This window comes from Clostridium sp., from assembly GCF_047777555.1.
Lineage (GTDB): Bacteria > Bacillota > Clostridia > Clostridiales > Clostridiaceae > Clostridium_H.
Genome location: NZ_JBKEEV010000013.1, coordinates 1 through 16,157 on the forward strand (window position 1 = coordinate 1; position 16,157 = coordinate 16,157).

Annotated in this window: 18 protein-coding genes, 2 pseudogenes, 1 riboswitch and 2 other annotated features; of the genes and pseudogenes, 15 read left to right on the forward strand and 5 right to left on the reverse strand. The window is 32.6% G+C overall.

Going from position 1 to position 16,157, the window contains the following annotated elements; translation table 11 throughout:
• From ACFWTK_RS12630 to ACFWTK_RS12660, 7 genes and pseudogenes are all read left to right on the forward strand, one after another.
• Window positions 1-365 (forward strand): annotated as a pseudogene (locus ACFWTK_RS12630) (hypothetical protein); the annotation flags it as partial.
• Window positions 366-464: 99 nt separating this feature from the next.
• Window positions 465-692 (forward strand): hypothetical protein, encoded by a 228-nt coding sequence (locus tag ACFWTK_RS12635; RefSeq protein WP_415876353.1) that lies wholly within the window; start codon window positions 465-467, stop codon window positions 690-692.
• Window positions 607-909 (forward strand): hypothetical protein, encoded by a 303-nt coding sequence (locus ACFWTK_RS12640; protein ID WP_415876326.1) that lies wholly within the window; start codon window positions 607-609, stop codon window positions 907-909. The genes ACFWTK_RS12635 and ACFWTK_RS12640 overlap by 86 nt, the downstream gene beginning before the upstream one ends.
• Window positions 909-1,478 carry a GrpB family protein gene (locus tag ACFWTK_RS12645; protein WP_415876327.1) on the forward strand — a complete coding sequence of 190 codons (570 nt, stop codon included), beginning with the start codon at window positions 909-911 and terminating at the stop codon, window positions 1,476-1,478. Before ACFWTK_RS12640 ends, ACFWTK_RS12645 begins: the two co-directional genes overlap by 1 nt.
• A gap of 88 nt (window positions 1,479-1,566) precedes the next feature.
• A riboswitch (cyclic di-GMP riboswitch) is annotated at window positions 1,567-1,650 on the forward strand.
• 183 nt (window positions 1,651-1,833) lie between these two features.
• Window positions 1,834-3,492 (forward strand): methyl-accepting chemotaxis protein, encoded by a 1,659-nt coding sequence (locus ACFWTK_RS12650; protein ID WP_415876354.1) that lies wholly within the window; start codon window positions 1,834-1,836, stop codon window positions 3,490-3,492.
• Window positions 3,493-3,679: 187 nt separating this feature from the next.
• The gene (locus tag ACFWTK_RS12655) at window positions 3,680-3,826 is read left to right on the forward strand and encodes a hypothetical protein (protein WP_415876328.1); all 147 of its coding nucleotides are present in this window, start codon (window positions 3,680-3,682) and stop codon (window positions 3,824-3,826) included.
• A 116-nt stretch (window positions 3,827-3,942) separates the two neighbouring features.
• Window positions 3,943-4,164, forward strand: a complete 222-nt coding sequence (locus tag ACFWTK_RS12660; protein ID WP_415876329.1) for a hypothetical protein — start codon at window positions 3,943-3,945, stop codon at window positions 4,162-4,164.
• Between the two features lie 119 nt (window positions 4,165-4,283).
• Here the strand turns inward: ACFWTK_RS12660 and ACFWTK_RS12665 are convergent, their stop codons facing one another.
• On the reverse strand, window positions 4,284-4,490 hold the full coding sequence (locus tag ACFWTK_RS12665) for a GNAT family N-acetyltransferase (protein ID WP_415876355.1): 207 nt from the start codon (window positions 4,488-4,490) through the stop codon (window positions 4,284-4,286).
• A 530-nt stretch (window positions 4,491-5,020) separates the two neighbouring features.
• Here ACFWTK_RS12665 and ACFWTK_RS12670 point away from each other — a divergent pair.
• From ACFWTK_RS12670 to ACFWTK_RS12705, 8 genes and pseudogenes are all read left to right on the forward strand, one after another.
• Window positions 5,021-5,731, forward strand: coding sequence for a lantibiotic protection ABC transporter ATP-binding protein (locus ACFWTK_RS12670; RefSeq protein WP_207654944.1), 711 nt, complete (start codon window positions 5,021-5,023; stop codon window positions 5,729-5,731).
• A gap of 1 nt (window position 5,732) precedes the next feature.
• On the forward strand, window positions 5,733-6,464 hold the full coding sequence (locus ACFWTK_RS12675; RefSeq protein WP_106024825.1) for a lantibiotic immunity ABC transporter MutE/EpiE family permease subunit: 732 nt from the start codon (window positions 5,733-5,735) through the stop codon (window positions 6,462-6,464).
• Between the two features lies 1 nt (window position 6,465).
• Window positions 6,466-7,206: a lantibiotic immunity ABC transporter MutG family permease subunit gene (locus tag ACFWTK_RS12680; protein ID WP_106024826.1), complete on the forward strand. Its 741-nt coding sequence runs from the start codon at window positions 6,466-6,468 to the stop codon at window positions 7,204-7,206.
• 88 nt (window positions 7,207-7,294) lie between these two features.
• Window positions 7,295-7,956: pseudogene (locus ACFWTK_RS12685) on the forward strand (response regulator transcription factor).
• Window positions 7,947-8,288: a hypothetical protein gene (locus tag ACFWTK_RS12690; protein WP_415876330.1), complete on the forward strand. Its 342-nt coding sequence runs from the start codon at window positions 7,947-7,949 to the stop codon at window positions 8,286-8,288. Before ACFWTK_RS12685 ends, ACFWTK_RS12690 begins: the two are co-directional and overlap by 10 nt.
• Before the next feature lie 53 nt (window positions 8,289-8,341).
• A complete protein-coding gene (locus ACFWTK_RS12695; RefSeq protein WP_415876331.1) occupies window positions 8,342-9,316 on the forward strand; it encodes a HAMP domain-containing sensor histidine kinase in 975 nt (324 codons plus the stop codon).
• A 97-nt stretch (window positions 9,317-9,413) separates the two neighbouring features.
• Window positions 9,414-10,277: an AraC family transcriptional regulator gene (locus tag ACFWTK_RS12700; protein WP_415876332.1), complete on the forward strand. Its 864-nt coding sequence runs from the start codon at window positions 9,414-9,416 to the stop codon at window positions 10,275-10,277.
• A gap of 187 nt (window positions 10,278-10,464) precedes the next feature.
• Window positions 10,465-10,989, forward strand: coding sequence for a VanZ family protein (locus tag ACFWTK_RS12705; protein WP_415876333.1), 525 nt, complete (start codon window positions 10,465-10,467; stop codon window positions 10,987-10,989).
• Between the two features lie 102 nt (window positions 10,990-11,091).
• Here the strand turns inward: ACFWTK_RS12705 and ACFWTK_RS12710 are convergent, their stop codons facing one another.
• The 4 genes from ACFWTK_RS12710 to ACFWTK_RS12725 form a co-directional block, all read right to left on the reverse strand.
• Window positions 11,092-11,262 carry a hypothetical protein gene (locus ACFWTK_RS12710; protein ID WP_165815395.1) on the reverse strand — a complete coding sequence of 57 codons (171 nt, stop codon included), beginning with the start codon at window positions 11,260-11,262 and terminating at the stop codon, window positions 11,092-11,094.
• Window positions 11,263-11,386: 124 nt separating this feature from the next.
• Window positions 11,387-12,286 (reverse strand): homoserine kinase, encoded by a 900-nt coding sequence (gene thrB / locus ACFWTK_RS12715; RefSeq protein ID WP_415876334.1) that lies wholly within the window; start codon window positions 12,284-12,286, stop codon window positions 11,387-11,389.
• Window positions 12,287-12,389: 103 nt separating this feature from the next.
• Window positions 12,390-13,445, reverse strand: a complete 1,056-nt coding sequence (gene thrC, locus ACFWTK_RS12720; RefSeq protein WP_415876335.1) for a threonine synthase — start codon at window positions 13,443-13,445, stop codon at window positions 12,390-12,392.
• A gap of 95 nt (window positions 13,446-13,540) precedes the next feature.
• Complete coding sequence (locus ACFWTK_RS12725) at window positions 13,541-14,788, reverse strand: homoserine dehydrogenase (RefSeq protein ID WP_415876336.1); 1,248 nt, start codon at window positions 14,786-14,788, stop codon at window positions 13,541-13,543.
• 136 nt (window positions 14,789-14,924) lie between these two features.
• Window positions 14,925-15,179, reverse strand: a binding site (T-box leader).
• Window positions 15,180-15,218: 39 nt separating this feature from the next.
• Window positions 15,219-15,461 (reverse strand) — a binding site (T-box leader).
• Between the last annotated feature and the right edge of the window lie 696 nt (window positions 15,462-16,157).

Consider the following 16,157-nt stretch of genomic DNA (forward strand, 5'->3'; position numbering starts at 1 on the left):
TCCACTTTCAATCTAGTGCTAAAATGGATGATGAAGAGTATAGAAGGCTAATAGAAGAACTGCTTAGATGTAGGTTTTCATCTGACAAGTTAGAACTTATAAAGGAAAAAGTAAAATCTTTTGATGATCTCGAAGATGTATTACTTGATGCGCAATTAGAAGAAGAGGAATTTATTTCACTGTTAAATACTCTTGGAAATATTGAGATTGCAGCAATGCTTAAAAGACATCCGTTTGAATCAGATATTCAAGCTGTAGATTTATCGGAAGGGGAACAGGTGGTGCGATTATATTTAAAAATTATATCAAGCAACTTCCCACTGACAGACAAGAGGAAATTCTCCATATTGAAAAGCACCTTATAGGAGATTGATTTTTTAGGAAATACTAATTTTCTTAAGAATCTAGGTAAAAAATTAAAACCGAAGGCTATTGTTATATTTACAGTACATTGGGAAAGTGAAATTACAACAATTTCATCCATTGATGGTACCTACGATATGATATATGATTTTTATGGCTTTCCAAAGGAATTATATGCTATAAAATATCCTGCGAAAGGTTATGTTGAGGTGGCTTCAAAGCTGCAATCCATGTTAAGAAATTATGGTATTGAAAGCAGGTTGGATGAAAACAGAGGACTGGATTCATGGTGCCTGGGACGTACTTTATCTAATGTTTCCAAATGCTGATATACCAGTTATTCAGATATCCGTTAATCCTTTTTTATCAATGAATAAACAATATGAAATTGGTAGAGCCATCAGGGAGATGGGCAAAGTAGATATTTTAGTAATCGTGAGTAGTTCAACTGTTCATAATCTTAGAACAGTTGATTGGAATTCGAAAAAAGCTGAAGAATGGGCAGTAGAATTTGGATTTGTAGAATGGATTGGAGATGTTAATTAATGCAAAGAGAGCTATCGGAATTGAGTTTAGAAGAATTATGGCAGCTGTTTCCAATTAAATTAACAGAGCATAATAATGAATGGAATGAATGGTATAATGACGAATATAAAAATCTGAGAAAAATACTAACCGATATAGACGTGACAAGAATTAGTCATATTGGTAGTACAGCAATTAATGAAATTTGGGCAAAACCAACGGTTGATATTCTTATTGAAATTAAGAATAAAAGCGATTTTGATTCTATAAAGTCATTATTATTAAATGATGGATATTTATGTATGTCCCACAGCGATACAAGAATGGCGTTTAATAAGGGCTATACAAAGTATGGATTTGCTGAGAGAGTATTTCACATACACATTAGACTTTCTGGCGATAATGATGAACTTTATTTTAGAGATTTCATGAACGACAACTATCAGCTAGCAAAAGAGTATGAAAAACTGAAATTATCATTATGGAAACAATATGAGCATAATAGGGATGCTTATACTAATGCAAAAACAAAATTTGTGGAGTTTTATACTAAGCAAGCAAAAATTATATATGGTGATAAGTATAAGTAATTAGTATTAAATTCCAAAGTATTCTAAAATGTAGAATTGAAAATAATATTGCCGAAAAATAGAAAATCGTTTATAATGTGAATAATACATATTCAAAGGGCAAACCTAACGAAAGCCAGGGACGCAAAGCCAAGGGCCTAAGGAATAAATTCTATGGCAGCCGGTTGCATGAAACCTCTATGAGACTAGTTGCATAGAGTTTTATTTTATCAAAAAGGCTTAAGTAACATTAAAAAAAGCAGAAGCCCTTGAAATTAATTTTAAGGAGATGAAAAGATGAAGTTTATTAACAATCTTAAAACAAAAAACAAGCTTTTATTATCATTTACCGTAATCCTAGTCATAACAAATTATAATAGGGATAAACGGAGTGTACACTTCTAATGAGCTTCAGAACAATTTTGAGGACTTTTATGCTAATCAATTTCTTTCTAACATGACATTAGGCAAGATTCAGGTGAACCAAGAAAAAGCAGGCACAGAAATGCAGCGGATTCTTTATAAAACAGAAGCCATGCATGATCAGGATGTCATTAAGACATCAGTCGAGGCTTTGAATGAGTTAATGGAGGAAAATAATCGCTTAATTCAAGAATATGAGGCAAACAATCTTTCACAGGAAGAAAAAGAACTATTAGATAGGCTGAAGATTACTAACTCTAACTATGGTTCTGCCAGAGAAGAGGTGATAGAAGCTGTAAAGGAGGGTAATTTCGGCTTAGCAACTGAGCTTAACGATGAGAAGGCAAGGCCTTTGCGCGAAGAAGTTACCAGTATTCTATCTCAGATGAAAGAAGTAAACAATCAAGCTGCTGCCGACGTGCTGCTCTCTGATAATAAAAAAATGGACACTTTAAGAAAAATATCTATCCTATTCTTAGTAATTGCATTTCTAGCAGTCTTAGGGTTTACTGTGGTTTTAACGAATACAATTGCTAGACCGATTAAAACCCTAGTAGAACATGCTGATCTTATGTCCGAAGGTGACTTTACCAGTGAAATGCCAGAGAGCATACAGCATAGAAGAGATGAAATAGGAATGCTAGCCAATGCTTTTGCTTTAATGAATGATAAAATTCGTTCTATGCTTAAAGAAGTATCAGACTCAGTAGAGGAAACCAGCGCATCAAGCGAAGAACTCTCCGCTACTATAGAAGAAGTTAGTGCTCAAGGGCAAAGCATTAATACCTCTATCCAACAAATTGCTGCAGGCATAGAGGAAGTTACTTCTTCTGTAGAAGAAGTGTCAGCAGCAAGTTCAGAAATCAGCAGAAGGATAAGAGATATGGAAAGAGAAGCTATAGATGGCGAGAAAAAAGTAGATGGAATTAAAAAAAGGGCAGAAGAAATGAAAAATTCGGCACGCCTATCCAAGCAAACAGCCATTGACATATATACTGTTAAACAGCGAGAAATTAAGTTAGCTATTGAAGAGGTTGGTGTGGTAGAAGAAATAACTAAAATGACGGATGTTATTTCTCAAATAGCTGGACAAACCAATCTTTTGGCTTTAAATGCTGCTATCGAAGCGGCTCGTGCAGGGGAGCAAGGTCAAGGATTTGCAGTAGTTGCTGAAGAGGTTCGTAAGCTAGCCGAACACTCTGCTAATACAGCTGGGGATATTCAAAATGTAATTCAGAAGGTCAATAATGCTGTTGCCAAGTTTACTGCTAATGCGGAGGAGATACTGAATTTTATCGATGAGAAGGTTACACCTGACTACAACATGCTAGAGAAAACTGGAGAACAATATGCTGAAGATGCCAACTTTGTAAAAAACTTGACCAATAATTTTTCTAAAATTGCCTCTCAGATGGCTACTTCTATTGAAGAAATTCGAAAATCAATTGAGGGAGTGGCTTTAACAGTAGAAGAAGCCAACGCTTATTCTCAAGAAATCAGTAGTAACTCATTAGAATCAAGTAAAGGTTTGGAAGAAGTAGCTAAGACAGCTCAGTCTCAGACGGAAATGGCAGAGAAATTAAGTAACATGGCAGCGAGATTCAATGTATAATATTATGACTAAAGGTTAAGACCTTATGTAATACTTTACCACGCTAAGATATGGCATTAGAGGTTTTAAATAAAAATTGAAGCAAAGTTTATGTTCCCTCAGACTGATTGTTTGGGGGACTTTACTTTGGTGTGAATATATTTTTAAAATAAGATATAAAATAAAATGGATAGGGGGAATGTAATTTATGAAATCTCTAATTATATATTTTTCTACTTATAAGAATAATACTGAAAAAATAGCTAAGATATTTGCCAATAAAATTAATGCTGATTTAATAAATTTAAAGAACTTAAAAAGTTTAAGGAAATTGAAACTGATAATTATGATTTAATTGGATTTGGATCTGGAGTTTATAAAGAAAGCTTATCTCCACAATTATTTAAGTGCATTGAAGAATTAAATTTAAAGGATAAAAATGTTTTTGTATTTTCAACAAGTGGAATTGGGATGAAGTTTTATAACAATAAAGCAGTTAAGCTTTTAGTCTCAAAAGGAGCAATAAATAAGGGCAGTTTTGCATGTAAAGGAAGCTTTGTGGCTCATGAGTTCAGCAAGAATAAGATTTTTGATATTATGGGCAGATTATCAAAAGGGCATCCAAATTATAAAGACATTAGGAATGCAGAAGAATTTATTGAGAAGGTAGTATTACAGCTATCACGGGATTAAAATTAATTAAAGTAAAAATAGTCTTTGTTATAGAAAAAAGCATCTATTGATAATAGGTGCTTTTGTATTTAAACTTACGAATTATCTTCCACAACTTTCCTATAATAAATATACAAGGATTAAGCGTTCCTAAGCACTATAATAAAGCCATCGAGTATTTGGTGACTTACTCTAAAACCTCTATTTTTGTAAAATTTTAATGCATTATCATTTCCATTTGATACAAAGATAAACAGGTCATTTATCCTTTCAAATGAATTTAACCAATTCATAGACATATTGAACATTGTTGTACCAATACCAGTATTACGGTAGCCATCTTTTATAAAAACTGGAGAGACTGCCTACATCATCAGTTTTTACAGAATCGAAGTCAAAGAAGGCATCACATTGTAAAGTGGCAAATCCGCCAGAGTATATCTTCTTTGATGCAATGGTACTGTAGGCATACCCCGACAATTTCATTATCTTCTTTAGCTGTCACTATGTAGTTTGCTTTAGCACTCTTAACAGAAGGGAGCATTCTTGTTTCAAAACACATATTATCAAAGAACTCAGGGTGGATATGTGCTTTGGATTTTTGATAAGCCATTAAATCGTTGCATAAGTCTTTAATACAAATAATTTATCTTCAGAAACAACTTCATAATGGATACTCAAGTTAATCTTCCTTTCATAAATAGGTTTAGGATAAATTTTACTTATTAACCATATTTCAACTATAATTATATCAGTTTAAATTGATATAACAAATATTCAATATTAGATATTTAGCAATTTGTTTGCATATTTAGAATTTCTTTATAAAATCTTTAAACTTCTTTTTTATAGTTAATTATAGAAAGAAGGAGGGAATATGTTTATGAGTATAATTTTGCAAACAAGAAATTTATGCAAAGATTTTAAAAAACAACGTGCGGTTAGTAATATTTCATTATCAGTAATTGAAAACTCCGTTTATGGGCTGCTAGGACCAAATGGAGCAGGCAAATCCACTACTTTAAAAATGATTACTGGAATGTTACATCCTACATCTGGAGAAATCATATTTAAAGGTCATCCATGGAGTAGAAAGGATTTAGCAGATATTGGGGCCCTGATTGAATCACCTCCGCTTTATGAAAACTTGACTGCAAGGGAAAATCTTAAAGTACGCACGCTTCTTCTAGGTCTTCCAGAGAAACGAATTGATGAGGTATTGCAGATTGTAGATTTGTCACATACTGGTAGAAAGCGTGCCGGCCAATTTTCTATGGGCATGAAGCAGCGCCTTGGCATAGCAATAGCTTTGTTAAATCATCCGAAGCTTTTAATTTTAGACGAGCCAACAAATGGACTTGATCCAATTGGTATTCAGGATTTAAGAAAGCTTATAAGGTCTTTTCCTGAACAAGGCATAACTGTAATTTTATCAAGCCATATCCTTTCTGAAGTGGAACTAATTGCTGATTATATTGGCATCATTAATAATGGAATGTTAGGTTACCAAGCTAAAATAACTCCTAATGAAGATTTAGAATCACTGTTTATGCAGGTTGTGGCTAAGGATAAAAAGGAAGGTGCTTAATATGATAAATTATTTAAAAGCAGAAAATATTAAATATAAAAGAACCTTTGCAAAAAAGCTGGTTTTTATTGCACCTATGTTTATGGTACTGCTTGCTGGAATTTCCGGCATATATTTTGTACAAGATGGATACAACTGGTGGTACACTACAATATTACCTGGTTTTATTACGCTTATGACAGCACTAGTTAATCAGATAGAAGAAAAAAAGTTGCATTACCGAACAGTATTTGTACTTCCAGTTTCCTTGCAAAAAATATGGATTTCCAAAGTATTGTTGATTTCTTTTTATGTTTTAGCAGCTTCTTTAATTCATCTTTTAGGAATAATTTTAGGAAAGTTTTTAATTAATCCTACATCTTCGATAGCAGTAAGTCAGATGGTGGTTGCAACCATAATTCTGATTATTGTTTCGCTCTGGCAGATTCCCTTTTGCTTGTTTTTATCAAAAAAATTCGGTCTTATGGTAGCGGTATTAGTCAATGCTGCAATAGGAATTGCGCTGGACATTTTTGCTGCAACAGAATCCTTTTGGTGGGCGTGTCCTTATAGCTGGGGGACACGGTTAATGTGTCCGGTGCTGGGGGTTCTACCAAATGGTACTTTGGCATTAAAAGGGGACGCACTACTAAATTGGAACGTGGTTCCTGTAGGTATTATTTTAGCTATTGTTATGTTTCTTCTACTGCTTGTTATGACTGCAAGATGGTTTCAAAAGCAGGAGGTAATGTAAGATGTTAACTTTAATATGTTGTATTCGGGCTGATTTTCAAAAGCTTAAGCATACCTCTATGCTGTGGATACACATTATGATTCCACTGTTTACAGCTGTGCTGTTTATTGCCTATTATTCTATTTCTCCATGGAAAATAGATGCGAAAATCAGCGGATATCTTGAGGTAATTGGCATCACATTTCCATTAATGATTGGGTTTATCAGTGGAAAGACAGCAGAGCAGGAATCTCAGGCCGGTAATTTTCAGGCCATGCTCTGCGGTGCAAAATCGCGTATAGCAGTATATATAAGCAAATTAGCCGTTATGCTTATGCTGAACATTTTATCAGTGGCTATTGTTATAGGAATTTTTGCATTGGGATTTAAGTCCGCTCCAGGTATGATGTATTTCAAAGCTGCAGTCTTGTTAATAGCTGGTAGTGTTTTCTTATATATTTTGCATCTTTTTGTCAGTCTCCAGTACGGCATGGGAGCCTCCATAGGTCTTGGAATTGCTGAAAGTTTGATTTCTGCTTTAGCTTTGACGGGGCTTGGAGATGGAAAGTGGTATTACATTCCTTGTACATGGTGCGCACGTCTCTGCGATAACCTTGTATACACTTGGCTTAATCCTACAATGGTCGTAGGTTACCAAGAAATACAAAAGTGTTTAATCATAGCAGTTCCTGCAAATATTATAGTTTTTGTAATAAGCCTTTTGTGGTTTACAAACTGGGAGGGAAAAAAATTTTACGAATAACTTGAAATGAGTGTATAGTATGGGAAAAGTTGCTTTATGGTATCTGAGTAGTTATACTGTATATGAGTTAGAAAGGAAGTGATTTTTCTTGGCAAGAATTCTTGTAATTGATGATGAGCCAGATATTCTGGCTCTCGTAAAAAATGCACTACAAAAAGATAACCATCTAGTAACTACTGAGGAATCTCCTGAAAAGATAGATATAAGTAGCCTTAATCAATTTGACTTAATATTGTTGGATGTTATGATTCCAAGGATTGATGGATTTACCTATTGCCAAAAGATACGAAATATTGTGGATTGTCCTATATTATTTCTTACTGCTAAGACCATGGAAGATGATGTGATGTATGGTTTTGGAGATTGGGGCTGACGATTATATGAAAAAAGCCATTCAGCACAGGAGAACTGCGAGCAAGAATAAATGCCCATCTGCGCACAGAAACTCGTGAAAAAAGGAATATAATGCTTGTATCTGGTTTAGCATTCAATCTCGGGGCAAAAGAAGTGTTAGTAGATGAACAAAAGGTATCTCTTACAAAAATAGAGTATGGTATCTGTGAGTTTTTGGCAAAAAATCGAGGACAAGTATTTTCTAAAGAACAGATTTACGATGCTGTTTGCGGATACGATGCAGAAGGTGACAGCTTTACAATCGCAGTGCATATTAAAAATATTAGAGCAAAGCTGGATGCATATCATGTGGCGCCGATTTCAACAGTATGGGGGATCGGTTATAAATGGGAGTAAAAAATAAAAACACTAAATTAAGAGTATTTTTTATTCAATATCTATTGTCTATTTTTGCAGGTTTCTTATTGATTATATTAATTGGAATAGGACTATCTTTTATTTTATTGAAAACAGGATTTATTATTTCTGTAGGAGATGTGGAGGAATCAATTGAAAGGCAAAAATCAGCGATTATGACTGCAAAAACTGTTACTGAGGAACTGATTCCTAAAACTTGTAAATATGCTGTTATAAGCACAAGTGGAGATTTTTATCAGGAAATCTTACTAAATTTGAAGCTGCTGAAGCACGTAATATCATTGAAGATGGAAGAAGAACGTCAGGAATAGGTTTGAGTGCAGAATGTTATTTTCCTATTAAACGGCAAAAGGAGATATGTATTTTGAAATATTCAGCCATGTCCCAATTCTCTTCTGACTTTTTTCGCAATCATTTTCTTGCGCCGGGAATTGTTTTTTTCTATGGCATTTTGGCTTCAGTATTTATAGAGATTATTTTTCTTTCTCGTTTTTATGGTAGGAAAATCAGCCGAAAATTAATTCCACTGCAAGATGCAACGAAGAAAATTCAGAATAAAGATCTTGAATTTGAAGTTCAGTATAGCGGCATACTAGAAATTGATGAGACACTAAGTTCTATAGATAGAATGAAAGATGAGCTGAAAAAGTCACTGGAAACACAGTGGAAGATTGAGCAGGCAAGAAAAATGCAGATTTCTGCGTTGGCGCATGATATTAAAACACCCCTTACCGTTATTTTTGGGAACGGGGAAATGTTGAATGATACAGAGCAAACGGAAGAACAAAAAGAATTTACTAATTATATTTTAAAAAATGCACATCAAATCGAAGAATATGTTCAAATACTGATTGACCTGTCTAAAGCGGAGATAGGTTATTCGCTTCAGCGGCAAGATGTTGATATGAGAACATTCCTAGATGAATTGTATAGCCAAATAAATGCTATTGCTTCACTAAAGCAATTAAAAGTGGAGTTTGAAGAAAAGAATTTGCCAGATGTTATTAACTTGGACACCTCATTGATGCAAAGAGCCATTATGAATGTAGTTTCTAATGCTGTGGACTATTCTAAAGAGGGCGGGTCAATCTTAGTTTCAATTTCCGTGGAAAATAGGAAAGTGAGATTTATAGTTTATGATAATGGAAAAGGATTCTCTATGGAAGCATTGAAAAATGCAACAAAACAATTCTATCAAGAAGATTTTAGTCGTAGTTCAAAATTACATTATGGTATGGGACTATATATTGCAGATTCTATTGTAAAGCAGCATGGTGGTAGGCTTACAGTAGCAAATTCACCTGTTACAGGAGGCGGAATGGTAACGCTTGAATTTTAATTAATATTCAAGTAAAGGTTCGATATTTTTTATGTCAAAAAAGTCGAGTATGCTTAAAGCAGCTTTGGTATTATGTAGATATGAGAGGAGGGAGACAATGTTAAAGGAATTAAACCAGGTGATTGACTACATTGAAAAACATTTAACTGATGATTTATCTCTTGAATTAATTTCTGAATATGCTGGTGTTTCTGATTATCACTTTAGAAAGATATTTTTTTATCTTTCAGGATTGACTCTTAGTGAATATATAAAAAACAGAAGATTGTCGGAAGCATGTAAGGATTTATTACATGGAGAAAAAGTAACAGATGTTGCTTTTAAATATGGTTATCAGTCAATGGACGGATTTACTCGAGCATTTAAAAAATGGAGTGGATTTTTACCCTCAGATGTAATAAAAAAAGGCATAAGTAAATCATTTCCCAAACTTTCATTCATAATAACCATAAAGGGAGGAGTTTCTATGGAATTTAGAATTGAAGACAAACCAGCGTTTAATTTAGTGGGTGTAAGTAAACGTGTACCTATGCAATTTGAAGGCGTTAATAAGGAGATTGTGAAGCTTGCACTAAGTATAACGGAGGAGCAAAGAAAAGAAATGCATGCTCTTCAAAATATAGAACCTTATGAAGTTGTTAATGCTTCTTATGAGTCTGACACTAATTTTTTAAAAGAAGAAGGATATTTAACTCATATGATAGGAGTTTTAACTACTGAAAATCAAGTAAGTGATATATTAGAAAAGGTGCCAGTTGAAGCTTGTACTTGGGCCATATTCCCAAATGAAGGACCATTTCCTTCTACACTGCAAGAAACAATGGCGAAAATCTATTCGGAATGGCTTCCTTCTTCGGATTATGAGGTGATCAATGCTCCTTCTTTTTCTTTTACTAAAATGGATAAGGATAAAAAAGATTACGCTTATAGTGAAGTCTGGATTCCTGTTAAGAAGAAATAAAAAATTAAAACGTGTTTTATATTCCCTCAGATTGGTTTGAGGGAATTTTCACTTTCATTGGAAGATTTAAAAGATCTTAAAATTTAAGATTTATTTAAGAAATTTTTATAAGTTTTGTAAGATATACATTATAAAATAGAAGTATGATGCTATAAATGAAGTAGAGATCATAAAAAATGGAGGTATTATGAATAAACGAGATAGAATTAAAACAATTTTTTTGTATGGTGTTTTTATTTGTTATATACTTTTGCTAATTAAAATATTGTTCTTATCAAGAGTTTCGCATTTGGAGCATAGGTCAATTAATATTATTCCTTTCCATAGTATAATAGAATATATACATGGCAGCTCTCCGAATATTAAAGCATTTGCTTTTGGTAATGTGGTTGGCAATATCGTTATTTTTATTCCACTTGGTACATATTTGCCATTATTCAAAAATGATAAAAGGATAATAACCAATTTGCTAGCTATATTTATAGTGAGTTTGTTTGTTGAAATCATTCAAGGATTTTTAGAAATTGGAGCATCAGATATTGATGATATAATTCTAAACTGTTTGGGTGGATTGATTGGTATTTTAGGGTATAAGTTCTTATGGTTTATATTAGGAAATGAAAGAAAAGTACATACTACAATTACAATACTGTCTGCTGCTGGATTACCTTTTGTATTATATTATTTATTAATGATAAAAATGAGATTTTGAATATCCTTATTCTATAGACAGGAAATAAGAATTTTAGAATGAAGAAAGATTACAGGATTTAATGGAAATGAGGAATACTTAACATATTCCTCATTTCATTATCTAGATATCTTTATTAAGGATATTCAATATAAAGTTTCTAGTTACAATCATGGCTTTTCTATATCCTTTGCTCCATAGTCTTGTTTCGAGGTTATGATTTTCAAGAGGTTTATTTGCTTCGGCTTCGACAAACTGTAATATTTGCTTCAATTTATATAGTAGCTCTGGCATCGTATCACTCCCCTCATATTAAGAATATGCAGTAGACTAAAAAAGTGTACAAGCTATATCGTTTCTTTTATGAGGGAAGATGTAAACGGAGATAGAATATGGGATATAGTTTTCAATATTTAAATTAATATGAGGCAACTTTAACTCCTTCCATATCAGGATCTAGGAGTATAACCTTCCACTCATCTTCAAGGCTATCTAAAAAGCTTTTAGCTTCTTTTTCAAACCTTTCTGCGTTCTTTGGCTCTATTACTGCCATAAGAGTTGAGCCAGAACCGCTGATAAATTCTCCTACAGCTCCTATTTCTCTAGCTTTCTCTAGTATTATCTCTGCATTTTTAATTAGAGACTTTCTGTATGGCTGATGAATTCTATCACTAAAGCAAGTCCTAAGCTTATCAAACTCTCCATTATATAAAGCACTTATGAGCATTGCAGACCTTGATATATTAAAAACACAGTCCTCCTTTAAGTAGCTTTTTGGAAGAACTTTTCTTGATACAGCTGTACTTACTTGAAAGTTTGGTATCATTGCCGCAAATTTTAATTTATATGGGAACTGTACCTTAGAATAGCTTATCTTTTCTCCTTCTTGCAGTGAAATTACCATTCCTCCTACTATGGCAGGAACTATATTATCAGGATGTCCTTCAATTTCTGTAGCCACTTGAATTATTTTATCTATAGACATAACATTACCCATTAAAGCATTTGCTGCGGCAACTCCTCCAACTATACAAGCTGCGCTGCTTCCCAGTCCCCTAGAAATAGGTATATCACATTTAGAAACATTTATATAAAATCCGTCATACTTGTATTTATACATATCTAATGTTTTTGTTAAGCTAGTATATATTAAGTTTTCTCTATAATCATCTTTACTTTTCTGGCCATTGTTATATATTTTAGTTTCTCCGCACTTCTTTTCAATTTCAATTTCATTATATAACTTTAAAGCCATTCCCAAGGTATCAAAGCCGGGACCCATATTAGCAGTTGTAGCAGGTATTCTAACTCTTATCATATATTTTTCCTCCTTTCCTATATTTCTTCTTCACATGCATCATACTCATCTATTACATCTCTATAAAATTCTTATACTATTATCCTAATTTCATAATATATAGCTATTTATTAACTATTTCTTTTTCGATTACTTCATAATTACAAGGTAAGGTTACTATATCTCCTCCTGAACTTACAGCAGTATCTGGATCTTTAAGGCCATTTCCTGTAAGTATACATACCACACTGCTGCCAGCCTTAATTTTCCCTTGGCTGTAAAGTTTATATAGTCCAGCAATAGATATGCAGGAAGCAGGTTCAGCGAATATTCCTTCCAAACTAGATAGCATCTTGTAAGCTTCTAATATTTTTTCATCACTTATTTTATCTATAATTCCATTTGATTCTTCTAAAGCAGCTACAGCCTTCTTCCAGCTTGCTGGATTTCCAATTCTTATAGCTGTTGCTATGGTTTCTGGATTTTCTACTATCTTATTGTTAACTATAGGAGCAGCTCCTTCAGCCTGAAATCCTATCATTTTAGGCAAATTATCTATTTTACCTCTCTCCTTAAATTCCTTGAATCCCTTCCAATAGGCAGTTATATTACCTGCATTTCCAACAGGTATTGACACATAATCTGGATTTCTTCCAAGCTGCTCACAAAGTTCAAAGGCAGCAGTCTTTTGACCTTCTATTCTATAAGGATTTATAGAATTTACCAAGGTAATAGGATGTTTTTTAGATATTTCCTTAACCATGTTTAAAGCATCATCAAAATTTCCATCAATGGCTATTATCTTTGCTCCATAAGCTAATGCTTGTGCTAGTTTTCCCATAGCTATTTTTTTATTTGGAATTATAACTATAGATTTAATTCCAGCTTTGGCAGCATAAGCAGCAGCTGCTGCAGAAGTATTTCCTGTGGAAGCACATATTATAGCCTTTGAACCTTCTTCTACAGCTTTAGTAACTGCCATAGTCATTCCTCTATCCTTAAAAGAACCTGTTGGATTTAAACCTTCATATTTCAAATATACTTGAATCCCTGGCATAAGTTTTTCAATATTTTCTGCTTTGATTAATGGTGTATTACCTTCACATAAGCTGATTACCTTTGTACTTTCATTAACAGGTAAAAACTCTCTATACTTATCTATAAGACCTATCCATCTCATTTTCTTTACCCCCAATAACAATTATTTTTATATGAATTAAATCTATTTACTTTTTTAAAAATCTATCATTATGCTAAAGATTATTTTTTATGAGCTTATTCATCTTCTAATATCATTATCTTTTTTACATTGCTGCAGTTTACTCTTTCTCTTAACATTCCTATATTTTTATCTAATATGGCTTCATTCTCCGATTTTACAAAGGCTGCAACTTCATTTGCTAAACCATACTTGGATTTAGCGATAATCTTACAGTAAGGGAACAGTTCTACTAAACCAGACATGGCTGCTATCCTGTCCTTTGTATTTATTCTAAGAAGCCATTTGTTTTCTTTTCTCCAAATAGTATCTATTGATGCTTCATTAGGATCGAATAAAATTCTATTTTCTTTCCTACTTTGCACAATATCCATTATGTCGGAAAATACAGCACTGGCTGTAGGAAACTTTCCTGCTCCTTTTCCAATAAAGACCACGTCTCCTACTGCATCTCCATCTATCAAAATGGCATTATATTCATTTTCAATTCTGCCTAAGGTTGAATTCTTTCTAACCATAACTGGAGAAACAGAAGCGTATATACTGTTTTTCTCTAATTCTGCTATTGCTAACAACTTAATGTCAAAACATTCGCTTTGAGCATATTGGAAATCCATAGAATCAATATTAGTTATCCCATTAATTTTAATGCTTTTCCAATTAATCTTTTTCTTAAAAGCTATAGTGGAAAGTATTGATAATTTTCTTGCTGCATCATAGCCCATTACATCGCTTTCTGGATTTGCTTCAGCAAAGCCCATGTCTTGTGCTAACTTTAAAGCATCGCCATAACTCATATTTTCTTTACTCATTTTTGATAGTATGAAGTTAGTTGTTCCATTAAGAATTGCCTTAATACTTTTTATTTTATTTCCTATAAGACACTCATTTATGGATTTTAGAATAGGTATTCCACCACCAACACTAGCTTCAAACTTTAATATAACTCCGTTTTTATGCGCAATATCTAAGAGTTCTTCTCCGTGTTCTGCTATTAAATCCTTATTTGCTGTAACTACATGTTTCTTTAGCTCCAAGGCTTTTTTCACATATTCATAAGCTGGGTCTACTCCTCCCATAGCCTCAACTACTATATCAACATTTTCCTTAAATATATCCTTGACATCCTTTGTAAAAATACTTGGGTCGTTACTTTCCCTGTACTTTTCTAAATTTCTTACTAGTACTTTAGATAATACCAATTCATCTTTTATATTTTTTTTCAACTTATTTCTATTTTTTAATATAAGTTCAGCTACTCCACTACCTACAGTACCATAGCCTAGCATAGCTATATAAGTCATCTTTATCCCTCCAATTCTTAAATAATTTCATTAAAATATTCCTAGTGGTTATGGTTTTCATAATAACTCTCTCCTTTTTACAGATTTTTAAATATATTACATAAACATATAAACAAAAAATAAAAGCTCGTCTCTAAAAAGGGACGAGTTATAATCGCGGTTCCACCCAAATTATAGTATAAAGAATTTAAATTAAGTTCTAGGTTGCTTAATCTTATAATTATACTATCACTTTAAACTTTTAACGCTAGAAAGCGAATAATGCCTACTATAGTTCAGCACTTAACTCAGAGGTGGTTTTCAATAGCCCTTGAACAGGAAGCTTTTCAGCCAATGAACTTCCTTCTCTGTGAACAGAATACTATTTACTCTTCCTCGTCATTGTATTTAGCTATATTAAATTTTATAAAAAAACAAAAACTCGCCTCAATATTGAGGCGAGTATATATCGCGGTTCCACTCAAATTAATAGCATAAATGTCACTGCCTTAGCAGCGAATTTAGATCTATTATCTCTAACCTAGTAACGCTTGGCAGCGGATTATACCTACTAAGTTTCAGTACTCAACTCTAAGGTGGTTTTCAATAGCCCTTGAACAAGAAACCTTTCAGCGAATCAGTTTCTCTCTCTTAGAACAGCAGCATATTTACTCTTCCTTATCATTGTTTTTCAAATATTATTTTGTATTATTATATTCTGGAAAATATAAAATGTCAATATATTTTTATATATAAAAATGTACTTTAAAATGCACTTTTATATATTAAAAATATGCTTTTGAATGTTAAAAATATAACAATGTCCAAGAAAAATAAGGTGATATCTGAAAATAAAGAAAATTTTCAATAAGAAATATACAGTAAAACCTGCATGCTATATAAAAGAAATACTAATCTATTCAAAATTTGAATGTTAAAAAAATAACTATTATAGAAATATGAAAACGATTATGATATTATTAAATCAGACGATAGAGGTCATACCACTCGTATATCTTAAATTATTTGAAATAAAAATATCGCATGCTTTATTATTTGTTGCATTGATTCCTACAGTGTGATTAACAATATCCTTTGTTAATAAAATGCTAATATATAGCGCATAATAATCACATTGATAACACATAAAATCACATTATTAATAGTAATTATATTATCGTTTTTATTTACAACTCCTCACTACATAGAAAAGCATAGTCTTAATTAAGGGAAAAATGATATTAATCACCATATATAAGGGAAATTTTAGTGCTTGGTTGTGTAATTATTTAGAAATTTACTTTATATTGTATGAGACTAATGGTTGGCTTCCGAATCTGAGATTCATAATAGTGAGCAATTAATTAAATATAAAATTTATAATATGGGG

Excerpts from the sequence above, each read along its gene's own strand:
- ACFWTK_RS12680 (WP_106024826.1), top strand. The coding sequence starts at position 6,466 with ATGTTAACTTTAATATGTTGTATTCGGGCTGATTTTCAAAAGCTTAAG.
- ACFWTK_RS12700 (WP_415876332.1), top strand. The coding sequence starts at position 9,414 with ATGTTAAAGGAATTAAACCAGGTGATTGACTACATTGAAAAACATTTA.
- ACFWTK_RS12655 (WP_415876328.1), top strand. The coding sequence starts at position 3,680 with ATGAAATCTCTAATTATATATTTTTCTACTTATAAGAATAATACTGAA.
- ACFWTK_RS12670 (WP_207654944.1), top strand. The coding sequence starts at position 5,021 with ATGTTTATGAGTATAATTTTGCAAACAAGAAATTTATGCAAAGATTTT.
- ACFWTK_RS12660 (WP_415876329.1), top strand. The coding sequence starts at position 3,943 with ATGAAGTTTTATAACAATAAAGCAGTTAAGCTTTTAGTCTCAAAAGGA.
- ACFWTK_RS12675 (WP_106024825.1), top strand. The coding sequence starts at position 5,733 with ATGATAAATTATTTAAAAGCAGAAAATATTAAATATAAAAGAACCTTT.
- ACFWTK_RS12690 (WP_415876330.1), top strand. The coding sequence starts at position 7,947 with ATGGGAGTAAAAAATAAAAACACTAAATTAAGAGTATTTTTTATTCAA.
- ACFWTK_RS12710 (WP_165815395.1), bottom strand. The coding sequence starts at position 11,262 with ATGCCAGAGCTACTATATAAATTGAAGCAAATATTACAGTTTGTCGAA.
- thrC (WP_415876335.1), bottom strand. The coding sequence starts at position 13,445 with ATGAGATGGATAGGTCTTATAGATAAGTATAGAGAGTTTTTACCTGTT.
- ACFWTK_RS12645 (WP_415876327.1), top strand. The coding sequence starts at position 909 with ATGCAAAGAGAGCTATCGGAATTGAGTTTAGAAGAATTATGGCAGCTG.
- thrB (WP_415876334.1), bottom strand. The coding sequence starts at position 12,286 with ATGATAAGAGTTAGAATACCTGCTACAACTGCTAATATGGGTCCCGGC.
- ACFWTK_RS12705 (WP_415876333.1), top strand. The coding sequence starts at position 10,465 with ATGAATAAACGAGATAGAATTAAAACAATTTTTTTGTATGGTGTTTTT.
- ACFWTK_RS12725 (WP_415876336.1), bottom strand. The coding sequence starts at position 14,788 with ATGACTTATATAGCTATGCTAGGCTATGGTACTGTAGGTAGTGGAGTA.
- ACFWTK_RS12640 (WP_415876326.1), top strand. The coding sequence starts at position 607 with ATGGTATTGAAAGCAGGTTGGATGAAAACAGAGGACTGGATTCATGGT.